This window comes from Streptacidiphilus cavernicola, assembly GCF_042510955.1.
GTDB lineage: Bacteria > Actinomycetota > Actinomycetes > Streptomycetales > Streptomycetaceae > Streptacidiphilus > Streptacidiphilus cavernicola.
This window is the reverse complement of sequence record NZ_JBHFAB010000009.1, coordinates 47,165-64,091: the sequence shown is the minus strand read 5'-3', so window position 1 is coordinate 64,091 and position 16,927 is coordinate 47,165. Positions and strand designations below refer to the sequence as shown.

Below are 16,927 nucleotides of genomic sequence, written 5' to 3'. Positions count from 1 at the left end.
CACACGGACAGACACGGGAGCCCCGCCGACCTCACGGTCGACGGGGCTCCCGTCAGTGGTGCCGCCCGGGGATCAGGCCCAGGTCCGGGATCAGGCCCGGACCCCCGGGACGTCCCTCAGTTGAAGTAGCCGAAGACGTCCGCGATGACCGCGGCCGAGGAGCTGACCTTGAGGTCGACCTTCCCGTCGGCCCCGATCGGCACGATCACCTGGTTCGGCATGGCCTGACCCGCGGCCCACCAGTTCAGGTTGGACGTGTTCGGCGTGCTGGAGCCGTCGGCCCAGGCGGTCAGGAAGCCGCCCTTCACCACGTTGGCGACGGTGACGTTGAGCACCACGGCCTTGGCCCCGGCCGGGACGCCGGCCGGGCTGCCGACGACCTGGAGCTTGACCGTCTGTCCGCCCGCGATGGGGGTCTTGGTGCCGATCCCGACCGCGGCGCGGGTGTCCAGGATCCGGGTCGGCGTGGTGGCGTTGAACGCCTTGCCGCTGCTGTTCGGGGTGTAGTAGCCGAAGACGTCCGCGATGAACTGGCCGGTGCCGTGCAGCATGATGCTCACGTTGCCGTCCGAGCCGATCGGCACGACGGCCAGACCGGCCTGGACCGACTTGCTCGCGCTCCAGTTGACGTTGGACACGGTCGGCGGCTTGGAGCCCTTCAGCTCCGGCCAGGCCTCCAGGTAGCCGGCGTTGACGGTGTTGACCGCGGTGAGGTTGAGCACCACCGCGGTGGCGCCGGCCGGCACCCGCGGGTTGCTGCCGCTGCTGACCGGCAGGCTGACCGTCGCGTTCTGCAGCGCGGTCTTGTGGTTGGTGCGGGTGTCCATCAGCCGCTGCGGGCTCAGTCCGGTGAAGGTCTGCCCGCTGGTGTCGGCGGTGTAGTACCCCTGGACGTCGGCGATCACCTGGGCGGGCGCGCTGTTCAGGAAGTCGATCGCGCCGTCCCCCGGCACCGCGACGGTGACCAGGTTGGAGACCGTCTGGCCCTTGACCCAGTTGAGGTTGGACGTGGTCGGACGCGGGGTGTTGTCACCCCAGGCGGTCAGGAAGCCGCCGCTGCTGGTCTGGGTGACCGTGACGTTCAGCACCACCGCGGTGACGCCGGTGGCGGGCACGCCCGCGATGGCCTTGTTGCCCTCGATCTGGACCCCGGAGACGGACGAAGCGGGCAGCGGGCCCTTGTCGTTGCCGCTGCGGTTGCGGGTGTCGAGCAGCCGGGTCGGGGCGACCGAGTGGAACGTGCCGGGGCCGGTCGCCGCCGGGGTGAGCCCGGCGCACAGCGTCGCCGAAAGCGCCGCCGCCTTGGGCTCGCCCAGGCCGGTCGCCAGGTCGTAGCCGGGGCCGGCGTTGAAGCCGATGTTCTTGAACGCCTTGTTGTTGCCGGTGGTGATGTCGGTGAAGTTCGCCGTGTAGTCGTCTCTGGCCGCCTGGTAGAGCGCGTAGTTGATCAGGCCGAGTCGGCCGCCGGCCTGGCAGGCGGGCTGGGCGCTGGCGATGGCGAGCAGTGCGGCCCAGGTCGGGCTGGCGCCGCTGGTGCCGCCGATGAGCTGCCAGGCGCCGCCGTAGTAGACCGGGTAGCCGGAGTGCGGGTCGGCGTCCGCCGAGACGTCGGGAACCTGGCGGCAGGTGTAGCCGGTGTCGTGCTTGCAGGCGGTGCTGCTGAAGCCGCTGCCCGTGAATCCGCTCTGGAAGTTGCCCGCGTTGGGCATCGACCACACGGCCGAGGTACCGCCGCCGCTGCCCTCGCCGTTGACCGTGGCGCTGTCGGCGATGCCCCAGGCGCTGCGCTTGGTAGCCGCACTGCCGGTGCTGCCGCCGGACAGGGTGGTCCCGCCGACGCCGGTCACATACGGCTGGCTGGCCGGGTCGCTGACCGAGGCGACGTTCTGGTAGCTGGAGCCGGTGTCGTTGATGCAGGTGGTCGCGCCGTCGTCACCGGAGGAGGAGAGGATGGTCTGGCCCTGGGCCGCGGCCTCCTCGTTGTAGATGCCCTCGGCCTGGATGTCGGCGAGCGGGGTGTCCTTCTCGCAACTGCCCCAGCTGATCGACAGCACCGGGGCGGTGTCGTCGGTGACCATGGCCTGGTAGGTGTGCAGCCAGTTGGCCTCGGTGGCCTTGTCGACGTCGACGCCCTGGTAGGCGATGATCTTGACGCCGGGGGCCAGCGAGGCGATGTCCTCGAGGTCGAGCAGCGACTCGATCCCGTTCTCGGTGACCTTCCCGCCGATCTTGGCGGGGTAGACCGGCTCCTTGGGGCCGCCGTCCACGGTGCGCTTGGTGACGGTCACATGGGTGCCGTAGCAGGCCTGGTAGGCGGCGAGGTCGGTGCTGGAGAAGTTCTCCAGCTCCAGGACGCCGACGGTGATCCCGGCGCCGCTGGTGCCGGTGTGGTCCATGCCGTAGGTGTCGGCGAGGGTGGCTGCGCTGAGGTAGCCGTTGCCGTCGGTCGCGCCCTTGTACCGCGGGTTGGCGGCCAGGGCGGTCACGGCGCCGCCGCAGAGCTGCGGGCCGCCGGTGGTCAGGTCGGGGCGCTTCACGGTGGTGCCGGTGTCGGCGCCGGTGCCGCTCGTCCCGGTCCCGGCCGACGGCGCCGCCGTGCTGTTCATGGTCTGCCGACGGGCGACCGTGTCCAGCCCGGTGATGCCGGACAGGTCTGCGGCGATGCTGCCGGACACCTGCGGGGCGGCGGTGTTGACGAAGCCGGTGCTGCCGTCGCTCAGCCGGTACGAGGTGAAGCCGGTGCTGAACACCTGCGCTGCCTTGGCCAGCGTGGTCGTCACCGGGATGGCCAGGCCGTCGGCGCTGACCTTGCCCGGCTTCAGGCCCTCGGCCCTGAGCGCGGCGGTCACCTTGGCGACGGTGTCCGGGGTCGGGCCGAAGACCGAGGCGAACTGCCCCTTGGCCAGGTAGTGGTGGTACTGGGCGTTGCCCTTGGTCGTCGTCGCGGTGATGAAGTCCTTGAGCGCCTGCTCGTCCCGCGGCACCAGGCCGACGCTGAGCTTCACCGCGGTGTCCGCGGGGGTGGCGCCGATCCTGACCGCGCCCTTCGGCGGGTGCGGGACCGCGCCGAGGCGCTGGGGCGTGGCGGAGGCCGACGCTCCGTGGCCGCCCGCGCCGTCACCGGCGAGCGGGGTCGCCCCCGCGGCGATGGTTCCGGCCAGCAGCGCCGCGGTGGCGGCGACGGCGATCACGCCGGTCCTGCCCAGGCGGCGGCCCGGTCCGGTTGCCGCGCGCTTCGGCGCGGCTTCGTCTATTCGACTGCTCTCGGCAGCAGTGACCTGGTCGGTCATGCAGTTGTCTCCTGATTGCTGGCCTGGAGCCGTGCAACGAGAGCGTACGTAGGCAGGCGCCGTCGATCACCGGCGTCGGAACGCCCGCGAGACTGGCGCAGCTGCATGCGATCTGTTCGCTTCGGTGCGCAGAAGCGCACCGGAACAACCCCCGAGCATGACGGACTACAGGCACTTTCTATCAGTAGCGGTCAACTGCTGTCGCCGGGGGTCAGCGCTGAAGAGGGACGGGAGGGGGAGGGGAGGCGCCCCTTGCCGGAGACCTCCCCCCGACTTTCCAACTCCCCAACCCCAACTCCCCAACCCCACTCCCCACTCCGGCTCAGAGATCGAACTCCGACGGCGCGATCCCCACCGCGAAGCAGGCTTCGCGGACGACCGCCTGCTCGGTCTTGTCGAAGTTGCCGTCGGCGCCGCCGATGACGATGCCGATCTGGATCACCGCACGGGCCTCCACCGGCTTCTTGCCGGTCTTACCGATCGTCTGCAGCACGCTTACCTTGCCGAAGTCGAAGTCGGCGGTCAGCTTGGCGCAGTAGTCGTTGAACCGGGTCTGCAGGTCGTCGGCGGCGAAGTTCTTCAGCACCTCGTTGGTCGCGATCAGCGAGGCGACCCGCTGCCGCTCGGACGGGTCGATGGAGCCGTCGGCAGCGGCGACCAACGCGCACATCGCCATGCTGGCGTCGCGGAAGGCGCCGCTCTTGAGATCGTTCTTCTTGGCGTTGAGCTGCGTCTGCATCGTGTTGGCGGAGTCCTTGATGCGGTCCCACAGGGCCATCCGTGCTCTCCTCTGTCGCGTCTGTCGCGGAAACTGCTGCCCGCAGCGACAACGGTCGGCTGCGTCGCGACGTGCCCGGCGAAAAGAGGGAAAAAGCTTCGGGGGCCGCGCCGTTGGGCGCGGCCCCCGAAGGCCGTTCCAGCGATCCCGTGGTCAGTGGCACCGCTCGCGCGATTCTCGCGCGATTCTCACCCCGTGTAGTACCCCGTCAGGTCCGCGATCAGCTGGACGCTGCCGGCCTTGTTGGTGAAGTTGACCTTTCCGTTCACCACGCGCACCACCACCAGGTTGGGGATGGTCTCGCCCTTGCTGAAGTTGAGGTTCGACACCTGCGGCAGGCTGCTGCCGTTGGGGTAGACGGTCACGAACCCGCTGCTGGTGGGCACGGTCGCGGTGACGTTGAGGACCACCGCGGTCGCGTTCAGCGGCACCCCGTTGGCTGCCCCCACCGGCAGGGTCACCGTCGCACCCGCACCGACGGCGCCCTTGCGGACCCCGAGCCCGGACCGGGTGTCCATCACCCGCACCGGACCGGCGGTGTGGAACACCGAGCCGCTGCCCGTGTTGGTGAAGTAGCCGTTCAGGTCGGCCAGCAGGTCGGCATTGCCCCGGTAGTTGTAGAGGTCGACCGATCCGTCACTGCCGACCGGGACGATCACCAGGTTGGGGATGGTCTCCTTGGCGGTGAAGTTGAGGTTGGAGACGGTGGGCGGGCTCTGCCCGTCCGGGTAGACGCTGACGTAGCTCGCCAGGGTCGGGTTGGTCACGGTGACGTTGAGCACCACCGCGGTGACTCCGGAGGCGGGCAGGCCGTTGGCCCCGGCGATCTTCAGCGTGACGTGCTTGCCGGGCCCGACCACGGCCTTCGGGGCGCCGAGCCCGGACCGGGTGTCCAGGATCCGCGCCGGGCTGGTGCTGACCAGCTTCGACCCGCCGCCGCCGTTGGTGTAGTAGCCGTTCAGGTCGGCCAGCAGGTTGACGGTGCCCGCGCGGTTGTAGAGGTCGACCGATCCGTCGGCGCCGACCGGGACGGTCACCAGGTTGGGGATGGTCTCCTTGGCGGTGAAGTTGAGGTTGGAGACGGTGGGCAGGCTCTGCCCGTCCGGGTAGACGCTGACGTAGCCGGTCGCCGTCGGGTTGGTGACGGTGACGTTCAGCACCACCGAGGTGACCCCGGAGGCGGGCAGGCCGTTGGCCCCGGCGATCTTCAGCGTGACGTGCTTGCCGGGCCCGACCACGGCCTTCGGGGCGCCGAGCCCGGACCGGGTGTCCAGGATGCGCTGCGGACCCGCCGACACGTACGTCCCGGTCGGCGGGGTGGCGGCGGCGACCGTGGTCACGTCGGACGCCTTCACGTAGCCGATCCGGTGGTTGTAGCGGATCTGGTAGTACATGGTGCTGCCGGTGATCATGCACTGGTCGGCCGCGGCGGCGCAGGTGGTGTCCGAGGCCGTGTAGACGCCGTTGTACTGGTAGTAGTCGCCCGGGATCTGGGTCGTCAGCGCCGTGTACGCCTGGCCGACCGGGATGGTGTAGGGCAGCTTCTTGTAGTCGATGCCCTGCCCGGCCGTGGCGCCGAACGCGGCCTGCGACGCGGGGTAGGCGCCCTGCTCCGGGTAGGTGCGCCCGTACACCTGGACCGCCGCGCTCCCGGCCGGGGTGACCAGGGTCGGGGAGGCGGAGCTGTTGGCGTAGGCGTTCACTCCGCCGGGGTTGTAGAACCAGGCCTTCTGGCCGCCGAACCAGATCGCGGTCCAGTCGCCGGAGACCCCGGCGACCACGAAGGTCTGCCCGTAGTCGGCCTTGTCGCTGACGTCACCGCCGTTGGTGCTGCCCGAGGACATGCCCACCGACTTCAGCAGCGCGTCGCCGATCAGCGGAGCGCTGGCGGAGGCCGAGGTGCGCAGGTAGACGAAGTTCGTGGGGTGCGCCGTGCAGGTCGCGGTGGAGGTGACGCAGCCGGTGACGACCGGCTCGTTGGCGCTGGTGTCCGGCGGCGCGATGGTCACCGTCCCGCCGACCACGGCCTGGCCGTTGCCGCTGATCGGCGCGCCCAGCAGGCCGAGGTAGTAGCGCCAGTCCCAGTAGGTGCCCGGGTCGAAGTGCTGGCTGACGACCGGGTTGTCCTTCCCGAGGGAGGGATCGTTGAAGACGTACGGCACCTCGTCGTGGCCGATGACGTGGTCGCGGTCCAGCGGGATGTTGTAGAGCCCGGCGAGGTACTTCACCAGCTGCGCGGACGTCTCGTACTCCTGGACCGAGAACCAGCTGCCGTTCTTCAGGGCGTAGCCCTCGTGCTCCACGCCGATCGAGTGCATGTTGATCGTCTTGTTGTCGGCGTGGATGCCGGTGTCCGTGAGCGGCACCATCTGCGTCACCGCGCCGGTGGCCGAGATCACGTAGTGCGCGCTGAGGCCGACGTCCTGCTGGAAGGTGTTGATCGTCGAGGAGGCGGACGCCTCGGTGTCGTGGATGACGATGTCGCGGATGGCGTCGTTGTCGGCCGGGCGGTTCGCCGCGTCGTAGTTGTCCGCGTTCGCGGGGACGAAGGTGCACGCCATCCCGCTCGGGCAGGACGGCTTCGGGGTCGCCGCGGCGGCGTTCGCCGTGGCGGTGCCCGCGGCGGCGGGCGCCAGCGCGAGCGAGCGCAGCTGGGTCGTCTGCGGGGCGACCGCGGGCGTCGCGTCCAGGGTCACCACCTGGCCGTCGTTCGTGGTCCGGGCCGCGCCGGTGCGGATCGTGTCGAACACCCGGGTGGCGAACTGCTGCGCGGTCGCGCTGTCGGTGGCCTGGTCGTACTCGGCGACCGCCGCGTACCAGGAGCCGGCGTCGGTCGGCAGCGAGCCGTGCAGCTTCTTCTCGTACGAGGCGAGCAGCGCCGCCCCGCCGCGCACGCTCTGCTTCGTGCTGGTGCGCAGTTCCGAGCCGGACACCTTGAGCAGGCCCGACGCCGCGTCCAGGGTGTGCAGGGCCGGGACGGTGGTGTCCACCGTGTCGACCTTGGCGAGGACGGCGGCGGACGGCTCGTGGTGCTTCCTCCCGTCACCGAAGGCGTTCAGGTCGGCGAGCTTCTCCGCCTTGCTGACCGGGTTCAGGTCGGTCGGCGTCACCTGGGTCAGGCCCATGACGTTGTAGTTGCCGGTGCTGCTGGGCTGCCCGCCGTGCGACTCCCACAGCGTCTCCTGGTAGGAGACCGCGAGCAGCACGCTCGCCGGGACGTGGAACTCGGCCGCCGCGGCGGTGAATTCGCCCTGCAGCGTGTACGCGCCGTCGGCGGTCTTCGCCGCGGCCGAGTCACCCCCGGTCGCCGCCTCGGCGACCGCCCCCACCACCAGTGCGGAGGCCACGAGCGCCGCGGCGGCCCCGGCCCAGATCCGCGATTTCTTACGACCGTGCCGTGCTGCTGTCAACGCGATGCCCCTACCTCGTACGCCCTGTGCGCGGGCGTCCTGGATCGACCCCCCGGGCCGATCGCACACGTGCTGATGCCAAATGGTGGGCCAGGCTAGCAGCGGGACCCGCGCGCCCCGACAGCGGGGGCACCCGGCGGGGCTGCCCTCGGGCCGGGGGCGGGGGTGGAAAGCTGACCGGCATGCAGTCACAGCCTCCGCCGCAGTCACAGCCTCCGACGCAGACGCAGCCGCAGCCCGGGGCCGGGGCCGACTCGACCTGGACCACCGCGCCGTCCCTCCCGGCACTGCTCGGCGACGAGACGTTCGTCGGTACGGCGGAGCCGTTCACCGTGCTGGACTTCTGGCGCTACGCGATGCCGGATCTCCGCACCAACACCACCCGGGGCCTGCTCGCGGAGTTCCTGGTGCACCGGGCCCTGGGGGCACAGGTGCGGAACCAGGAATGGGACAGCTTCGACGTGCTGACCCCCGACGGACTGCGGGTCGAGGTGAAGTCCAGCGCGTACGTACAGGCATGGGACCAGCGCAGCCCCTCGGCCATCCGCTTCGGCCGCCTGCGCGGACGCGTCTGGACCCCGCAGGGCGGCGGAGCCGAGGCGCCCACCTTCAACGCCGACGTCTACGTCTTCGCTCTCCACAGTGCACCCGACCACGACAGCTACAACCCGCTCGACATCGGCCAGTGGCTGTTCCACGTACTCCCCGCACCCCGGGTCGAGGCACTGGGACAGGCCAGCCTCGGCCTGACCGCCCTGCGCAGACTGTCCGGAGACCCCGTCCCCTACGCCGAACTCGCCCCACGCGTCCGCGCAGCAGACCCCAGGCCCGCCCGAGCCGGAACACCCGAGGTCACCGCCCCGGCGCCTGCAAGCACGTCACCGAAGCCGACGTCACCGCCCGGCCGATGATCGACCGGGCCGAAGAGGAAACTGCCCCCGGCAACGCGGTCGCGGCCTCTCCCCCGAACGGCCCGCACCAGCGCCCGCGACACAACTAGGTGTGATCACATGAAAACACGTCGTGACCGTCGAGTCCCTCGGCGGCCCCGGCGACCCAACCACTGTCCCCCCATGAATGGACCACACCCATGTCCCGCACGTTCGTGCTCCGCGGTTGCACCGCGCTCGCCCTGGCCGCCCTTGCCGCCTCCCTGCCCGTCCAAGCCCAGGCCGCCACCGCGCACAAGGCCGTCGCCGTGCCCGTCGAGACCTGCAGCGGCCTGACCTCGGCAAGCTTCGCGCCGGGCCTGACGGACACCGCGACCGCACAGACCGTCACGGCTTCGATCCGCTTCGGCGCCGACGCCGACGTGCTGGGCCTGGTCGGCCCCTACAACTGCTCCGGCAGCGGGGCCGAAATCGGCGGGACGCTCAACCTGACCGCGCACGTCACCATGTCGTGCACCGAGAGCGCTTCCGCCGCCGCCTCCTGGACCGGCACCATCGCCTGGGACGACGGCCACACCAGCCAGGTCACCTCCGGAACCAATCCGGAGAACAACCGCGACCACGGCGACGGCACCGTCCGCCTGGACGGCAGCATCACCAGCGGCACCTTCAACGGACACACCGTCACCGTCGAACTCGCCGACGCCACCGGCTCCTCCGGCAACTGCGAGTCGACCGGCGTCAAGGCCCTGTCCGGCTCCGTCGGATTCGCCGTCAACTGACACCTCCGCACCACCTGTGCCCCGGCCACCTCGGACCGGGGGCACGTGCGCACCCACGCGTTGCCCATGGCCTGCTCCCCGCACCCGCGGGGCTGGGTCCAGCGTGGTCACGCACAAAGCACCAGGGCCGGCGATCCTTGCGGATCACCGGCCCTGACCTGCTGCTATACCGTCGGGGTGGCGGGATTTGAACCCACGGCCTCTTCGTCCCGAATGAGGCTAGCGCCGCGCCCTGGCCTGCGAGAATCGCAACAGCGCAGGCCAGGGCGTTGGTGTGCGTCGGCCTGAGTGGGTCTCGGGAGGGCGTCTTTCCATGATCATCTCCTAGGATTCTCCCAAGCACCACACATCGAACTGTGTATTCGCCAGATCGACTACTTGGGCCCGTCGGGGTGCGGTGCGCTGCCTGTGGCAAGGAGCTGACTGGGGTGCCATGCTGGTTCTGGCATGCCACCTCCGATACGGCTGAGCATGGCGCGAGCGGCTACTGGGCGTTTCGTCCCCGGCTTATGGGGGTCAAGCTCCGCGCCAGGTTGGCGTGGATTCGTCGGGGCTTGGCATGACCCGAAACCCCGGATCAACCAGCGCATATCGGGATGAAACACTGAGAGAAAACGACCTCTCGGGCCGTGCGAGAGTGCCTTCCGGCGCCCAGACGACTTCATCTACGGAGCGGACGACGGGGTCACCGGGATGCAGCCAGCCAGGGCCGTCGGCAGGAACGGTGGCGGGATCATGGATGGAGCTGCCGAGGCCAGAGCCAGGTTGCGACCGCGGCCGTGCTCACTGAAGCGCTGTGAACCCCTTTTTTGCGCCCAACCTGTCGGCCCGGCCTGGCATGCTTTACAACTGAGGCGGGACGCGGGAGCGGGCTTCGCCGCATAGACGTTCGAATGAGGAAGTACATGAGCTACGCAAGCACCCACGAACTAAGCCAACAGCGCTCCTGTGGAGGCGCTTCCTGATGGCGCGCCTGGCGACGAAGGCTCAGACGAAGACCCTGGAGCAGCGGCTCTGGGAGGCTGCTGATGCCCTGCGAGGCAATCAGGAGCCGTCCGAGTACAAGCATGTGGTCCTCGGACTCGTATTCCTCAAGTACATCTCCGACCGGTTCGAGCGCCGCCGACGCGAGATCGACGAGGAGTTGGTGTCCGACGGTATCGCGCAGGACAAGCGCGAACGCTTCCTTGAGGACCGCGACGAATACCTTAGCCACAATGTTTTCTGGGTACCCGCCGACGCCCGTTGGGAAAGCATCCAAGCAAAGGCCAAGCTGCCGGGGATCGGGCAGGACATCGATGCCGCCATGGACCTAATCGAGAAGGAGAATCGCTCGATCAAGGGAGTATTGCCGCGCAACTATGGACGTGAAGGCCTCGATAAGGGGCGCCTCAGTCAGCTCGTCGATCTCATTGGATCCATCGGTTTCACGGAATCCGACGACCACGGCAGCGACGATGTCCTCGGGCGCGTCTACGAGTACTTCCTCGGCCAGTTCGCCGGCAAGGAGACCGGCAAAGACGCTGGCGCGTTCTATACGCCCCGAAGCGTCGTCAAGACCCTCGTCGAGATGCTGGAGCCGTTCCACGGGCGCGTCTACGACCCCGCATGCGGGTCTGGTGGCATGTTCGTGCAGTCCACCGAGTTCGTGAAGGCCCATGGCGGCAAGCGAACCGACATCTCCGTCTACGGCCAGGAGTTCACCGACGCCACGTGGAAGCTGGCCAAGATGAACCTTGCGCTGCGGGGCATCGAGGCCGACCTAGGCGACCGCTCAGCCGACACGTTCAGCAGCGACCTGCACCCCGACCTGCGCGCCGACTTCGTCATCGCCAACCCACCGTTCAACGTCAGTAATTGGTGGGACGCCAAGCTCCAAGTCGACCCGCGTTGGAAGTATGGGACGCCGCCAGAGGGCAACGCCAACTTCGGTTGGGTGCAGCATTTCGTCCATCACTTGTCGCCGTCCGGCACCGCAGGATTCGTCCTTGCCAACGGATCACTTTCCTCGCGTGCGAGCGGCGAGGCCGAAATCCGTCGGCGGCTGGTTGATGCAGATCTGGTGGACTGCATTGTCTCGTTGCCCGATCGGCTCTTCTTCAACACCGCAATTCCCGTTTCACTCTGGTTTGTGTCTAAGAATCGACATGGAAATGGCCATCGCAAGCGTACGGGCGAGATCCTTTTTATCGACGCCCGCCAACTGGGCCATATGGAGACACGGCGTCTCCGTGCGCTTTCCGACGAGGACATCGCGCGCATTGCAGACACGTACCACTCGTGGCGCTCAAAGGAGCCGACCAAGCCCTACTCGGATGTCGAAGGGTTCGCACGCGTCGCCACGGTCGGGGAGGTAACGGCACACGGCTACATCCTGGCACCGAGCCGCTATGTCGGTACTGCAGATGACGCCGGGGATCCCAACGCTTCCGAGGCAATCGCAGAGCGCGGAACACTCGTCGCCGAGACGCGTAAACTCCTCGCGGAGTCCGCAGTTCAGCGGGAGGCCGCCAAGGAAGCGCTCGAAGAGCTCGCGCAGGTGATCGAGATCGACGAGTGGCGCGAGGTTCGAGTCGGCGATGTTGCCAAGGTTGTCGGTGGTGGAACACCACCGTCGCGCGATGAGGACAACTTCGGCGGTTCTATCCCGTGGATCACTCCCAAGGACATGACGACACATCAGGGACGCTACATCGCCGAGGGGGCACGCTCTCTCACGGAGGCGGGTTTGGCAAACTCAAGCGCGCGATTGCTCCCAGAGGGCGCTGTTCTCCTCTCTAGCCGGGCCCCGATTGGCTTGGTGGCGATTGCTGCCTGCCCGGTTACGACAAACCAGGGCATCCGCTCGCTCGTGTTCGACGACACCCAGGACCCGGTTTTCTGGTACTACCTACTGCGGCAATCCACTGCCGTCCTTGACGCCCACGCCAACGGCAGTACCTTCCGCGAGATCAGCGGCGGCAGCATCGCCAAGTTGAGCTTCACGGTGCCGTCGCTCGTGTGGCAGCGGCGATTGGCCGACACGTTGAGCCGCCTGGATTTGCTCATCGAGCACAATCTGGAGATCAATACGGTACTCGGCTCTCTGTCGCGTCTCGGCGCACGTTATGCCGTGAGGCGAGCCGAGTGAAGCCGCCCGCGCTCTGCCCTGATGCAAATTGTCTTCTTCTCGATGGGCACGCCAACTCCCACAACCCGCGTCCGACCGCAGCCTGGGCGTTCTTTGGGGAGAAGGACCTGAATAAGATCAACAAGGCAGGCTATGCCACGCCACGTGGCGGGGAAAAGGGTGCTTATCAGAACCACGTCTACCGCAACAATAAGGTTATTGTCCCGTATGAACATCTCGGCCTGGTGGACCTCTCGCAGTACGAGGACGGCTACGTTATCCGTCTTTTCCCCGACCAGTACTTCTCAAAAATGGGCGTGGTGCGGGAGGATTTCGAGGCCGAGGGTGCACCCACGGTTGGTGTGAACGCGTTCGTGCTGTACCGCTCTCATGAGGCGCTCGCGGAGTACCCTCCGCCGGACGACTGGGAGGTTCGATCACTGTTGCGGGATGGCCGAGCGGTCAATCAGCGCGGGGCACGGGTTGTGGACGATGGGGAGTACGTTCTCCGCTTGCCAAACGCTGGTGCTGGCCGACCCATGCGCAAGGCGGGGCCGCCGCAGGGCATCTTTGCCCCAGAGTACGCTCCCGCGCAGATCAACTTCGAGTGCCAAGCTATGCTTGCCTGGCTGATCGTGCACGCTCGTTCTAGTCCATACACGACGACCCAGGCGTTGCACCTCAAGGCCATCCTGGAGGAAAGCGGCTTGCTTGGTGACAGGCTGGAGCGTGCGGGCATCACCCGCAATGGTCTGTCGATCTGTCCGCTCTGCTTGCGTGTCATCGACTATGCGGAACTCCATGACCCCGTCGAGTTCCAGCAGGTTGATGGGCTGCTAAATGCTGCGCTTACCGTGGACGGCGCGACCCGCTCGACCCAGGCGAACCTGTTCCATATGGAGCCGCTGGTTTATGACAACCTCAACCACCGGCCGACTTCAGTGGCTTGGGGCCATGCCAGCTGCAACACCCTTTTGGGTCAGCGGCACTGCTACTCGCTCGCCGAGTTGCAGGAGGCCGGCCGGAAACTGGGAGTCATCGTCGATGACGACATCGTAACCATCGGCTGGATATCTGAGGACTACAAGATGATCCGCTCGCCCTATGGTGCTGTGTGGGTGCAGCTCAGTTCTGACATGCCCGTGGAAGAGCGCGAGGCCTCGTTCGATGCGAGTGAAGACCGCCAAGTGGTATCGCCAGCCGAAGGCGGCGACGATGACCCAGACATGGAGCTCCCTATATGACTATCTTCAATGAAGCCACCATTGAGGAAGCGGCTCTCGGCTACATGCGCGAACTGGGTTACGCGACCGCCTACGGTCCGAACCTGGCCCCAGGCGGTGCTGCACCTGAGCGTGGGAGCTTTGAACAGGTCTACCTCTACGAGAGGCTCGAGGAGGCTGCACTTCGTTTGAATCCGAACCATTCGGATCTCATCGAGGAAGCCATCAAACGCCTAGAACGAGCCGAGAGTCAGAGCGAGCTCGCCGAGAACGCGCGCGTCCACATGCTCCTTATTCACGGGGTGCCGGTCGAGTACCGCGACGCCTCCGGCTGTGTGCGAACGAAAAGTATTCAACTGATTGACTTTGAGAATCCGGTCAATAATGACTGGCTGGCAGTCAGCCAGTTCACGATCATCGGCAGCAAGAATCGCCGGCCCGATGTCTTGGTCTTTGTCAACGGAATCCCCGTCGGGCTCCTTGAGTTGAAGAACCCTGCCCATGAGCATGCCACGCTCAAAAACGCGTGGAACCAAGTCCAGACGTATCGTACGGATATCCCGGCCGTATTCGTGCCGAACGCGGTGACCGTCATCAGCGACGGAATTAGTGCCGCCATGAGTTCTTTTACTGGCGGTTTCGAGCACTTCGCACCATGGAAGACCATCGACGGCCGTGACCCCGTCTCGGGTGCGCCCGCGCTTGAGGTGCTCATCAAGGGCGTCTTCGAGCCGAGGCGCTTCCTCGATATCATCAAGAACTTCATCGTGTTCTCCGACGAGTCCAAGGGCCTCGTCAAGCGCGTTGCTAAGTACCACCAGTTCTGGGCTGTGAACACTGCAGTCGAGTCCACGGTCGAGGCTGCTGGCCCTGACGGCGATCGCCGCGGTGGCGTCGTCTGGCATACGCAGGGGAGCGGCAAGTCGATCGAGATGCTGCTCTACGCCGCCAAGATCATGCGCGACCCGCGCATGATCAACCCGACTATGGTCTTCCTGACCGACCGCAACGACCTTGATGACCAACTGTTCGGCGACGTGTTCGCGCCCGCCGAGATCCTCCCGGAGAGGCCGGCCCAGGCTGAGTCACGTTCGGACTTGCGGACACTTCTGCGCAGGGTCTCTGGTGGCATCATCTTCACCACGTTGCAGAAGTTCGCACCCGAGCAGGGCGACGACGGCAACCCAGTCCTCACCGATCGCCGGAACGTGGTTGTGGTGGCAGACGAGGCTCACCGATCGCAGTACGGCTTCAATGAATCGTTGGACCGCGAGGGTCGGCTCAAGGCGGGCCTTGCCAAGCACATGCGTGACGCGCTCCCGGGAGCGACGTTCCTCGGCTTCACCGGAACGCCCATCGAGTCGACCGACAAGTCGACCCGAGCGGTGTTCGGCGACTACATCGACGTCTACGACCTGACGCGGGCCGTCGATGACGGCGCAACCGTGAAGATCTTCTACGAGTCGCGCCTCGCCAAGGTCGAGTTGTCGGTCGAGGACTATGAGGCGCTCGACGACCTGGCCGACGAGATCACCGAACAGGTTGAGGAGGACCTGGCGGTCAAGGCCAAGTCCAAGTGGGCCCGGCTGGAGGCCATCGTCGGCGCCGACGAGCGCGTTGATCTGATTGCTCGCGACATCGTCGAGCATTGGGGCAAGCGCCGAGAAGCAATCATCGGTAAGGCCATGATCGTCACCATGAGTCGTCGCATCGCAGTCGGGCTCTACGAGAAGATTGTTGCCCTACGACCCGACTGGCATGACGACGACCCGACCAAGGGAAAGATCAAAGTCGTGATGACCGGTTCGGCCGCTGACCCAGCCGAGTTTCAGTCGCACATCTACTCCAAAGAGGTACGCAAGGACCTCAAGGCTCGGGCCAAGAACCCGGACGACGAGCTGGAGCTTGTCATCGTCCGCGACATGTGGCTAACCGGCTTTGACGCTCCGTCTATGCACACGATGTACGTCGACAAGAGCATGCAGGGTGCGGGGCTCATGCAGGCCATCGCTCGGGTCAACCGTACCTTCCGTGACAAGCCAGGAGGGCTGATTGTCGATTACATTGGCCTCTTCGCGAACCTCCAGAGGGCCCTCGTCGAGTACTCGCCAAGCGACCGTGCCCAGGCAGGCGTCCCAATCGAGCAAATGGTCGACGCCATGCTGGAGAAGCACGACATCATCCGCGGCCTGCTGCACGGCTGCGACTACAACTCGAGGCCCGACCTGTCGGCAGGGCAGCGACTTGCCGAACACGCCAATGTACTCGACTTCATCATGGCAGATCCTGACCTAACTGACCGGTTCCTCGACCAAGTCCTCGCGCTCGCCAAGTCCTACGCGCTCTGTGCGTCCCGGGACGAGGCAGCAGAGATCCGCAACGACGCCCGGCTGTTCACCGACGTACGCGCCGCCATCCTGAAGATCCAGAACCCCGGCTCGGGCCGGGGTGGCGTTGGCGCGGTCGAGCTCGACACTGCCATCGGGCAACTCGTCAACGAGGCTGTTACCTCCGATGAGGTTGTCGACATTTACAAGCTTGCCGGTGTAGAGACCCCTGAGCTGTCGATTTTGAGCGATGAGTTCCTCGACTCGCTCGTCGACAAGGACAAGCCCAACCTCCAAATGGGTCTGCTCCGCCGTCTTCTCAATGACCAGATCAGGACGGCGTCGCGCACCAATCTCGTACAGAGTCGCAAGTTCTCTGAACAGCTTGCGGAGGCGATCTTCAAGTACACGAACCGCTCGCTGACGGCAGCGGAGATCATCGCCGAGCTGGTCCAGCTAACTAAGGAGATGCGCGACCAGGCGAGCCGTCACGCGCAGCTTGGGCTCTCTGAAGCCGAGGCAGCGTTCTATGACGCCATAGTCCAAAACGACGAGGCTGTGCTCCAGATCGGCGATGACGTTCTGAAGAAGATGGCAGCCGAGCTCGTCGAGTCCGTACGTCGTAGCGCCACGATCGACTGGAACCTTAAGGAGTCAGTTAGGGCCGCCATGCGTACCAAGGTCCGGCGTCTCCTCGCGAGGTACGACTACCCGCCTGACTTTGAAGCGAGGGCGGTCGAGCTAGTGCTTGAGCAGGCTGAGCTGTTCGCTGGCACGGAGGTCCGTCTATGAGCGACGCTTCCTTCCAGCTCTGGCTCACCTCTGCCCCGTCGGCCTCACCGGATCGGCCGCAGCCGCCGGCCGCCCGACTCAGCCTAGTAAGGGCCGGGACGGGTGAAGTCCAGGGGTTGGAACGCAACCCACCGCGTCAGCGACGCCGCAGGCGCCTTTGACGACCCAGAGCAGTTCGTAGCCTCAAGCAGGCGGGCGGCATCGAGACTCACTTCACTGGGCCTGAGAGGACGTTCGGTAGTGGAGTAACCGGTTCTGAATAATCTGATGAGGCGTCAGAGTCGTGCATGCCGCGGATAGGCAGAGTCCGAGTATGGGATAGCCCC

The 16,927-nt window shown here is 66.6% G+C and carries 8 protein-coding genes; 5 read left to right on the top strand and 3 right to left on the bottom strand.

Annotated features, from left to right (window positions below; translation table 11 throughout):
- Window positions 1-116: 116 nt before the first annotated feature.
- From ACEZDE_RS14350 to ACEZDE_RS14340, 3 genes are all read right to left on the bottom strand, one after another.
- Window positions 117-3,290, bottom strand: coding sequence for a S53 family peptidase (locus tag ACEZDE_RS14350; RefSeq protein ID WP_380536263.1), 3,174 nt, complete (start codon window positions 3,288-3,290; stop codon window positions 117-119).
- Window positions 3,291-3,612: 322 nt separating this feature from the next.
- Entirely contained in the window at window positions 3,613-4,068 is a 456-nt protein-coding gene (locus ACEZDE_RS14345) for a tellurite resistance TerB family protein (RefSeq protein WP_380536261.1), read from the bottom strand.
- Between the two features lie 188 nt (window positions 4,069-4,256).
- Window positions 4,257-7,478, bottom strand: a complete 3,222-nt coding sequence (locus ACEZDE_RS14340; protein WP_380536259.1) for an N-acetylmuramoyl-L-alanine amidase — start codon at window positions 7,476-7,478, stop codon at window positions 4,257-4,259.
- A gap of 182 nt (window positions 7,479-7,660) precedes the next feature.
- Here ACEZDE_RS14340 and ACEZDE_RS14335 point away from each other — a divergent pair, with 182 nt between their 5' ends.
- The 5 genes from ACEZDE_RS14335 (at window position 7,661) to ACEZDE_RS14315 (ending at window position 16,601) form a co-directional block, all read left to right on the top strand.
- Window positions 7,661-8,389, top strand: a complete 729-nt coding sequence (locus ACEZDE_RS14335; protein ID WP_380536257.1) for a hypothetical protein — start codon at window positions 7,661-7,663, stop codon at window positions 8,387-8,389.
- A gap of 179 nt (window positions 8,390-8,568) precedes the next feature.
- Window positions 8,569-9,150 carry a hypothetical protein gene (locus ACEZDE_RS14330; protein ID WP_380536255.1) on the top strand — a complete coding sequence of 194 codons (582 nt, stop codon included), beginning with the start codon at window positions 8,569-8,571 and terminating at the stop codon, window positions 9,148-9,150.
- A gap of 964 nt (window positions 9,151-10,114) precedes the next feature.
- Window positions 10,115-12,280 carry an N-6 DNA methylase gene (locus ACEZDE_RS14325; RefSeq protein WP_380536253.1) on the top strand — a complete coding sequence of 722 codons (2,166 nt, stop codon included), beginning with the start codon at window positions 10,115-10,117 and terminating at the stop codon, window positions 12,278-12,280.
- A complete protein-coding gene (locus ACEZDE_RS14320; RefSeq protein WP_380536252.1) occupies window positions 12,277-13,503 on the top strand; it encodes a BstXI family restriction endonuclease in 1,227 nt (408 codons plus the stop codon). The genes ACEZDE_RS14325 and ACEZDE_RS14320 overlap by 4 nt, the downstream gene beginning before the upstream one ends.
- A complete protein-coding gene (locus ACEZDE_RS14315) occupies window positions 13,500-16,601 on the top strand; it encodes a type I restriction endonuclease subunit R (RefSeq protein ID WP_380536249.1) in 3,102 nt (1,033 codons plus the stop codon). The genes ACEZDE_RS14320 and ACEZDE_RS14315 overlap by 4 nt, the downstream gene beginning before the upstream one ends.
- The last annotated feature ends 326 nt before the right edge of the window (window positions 16,602-16,927 follow it).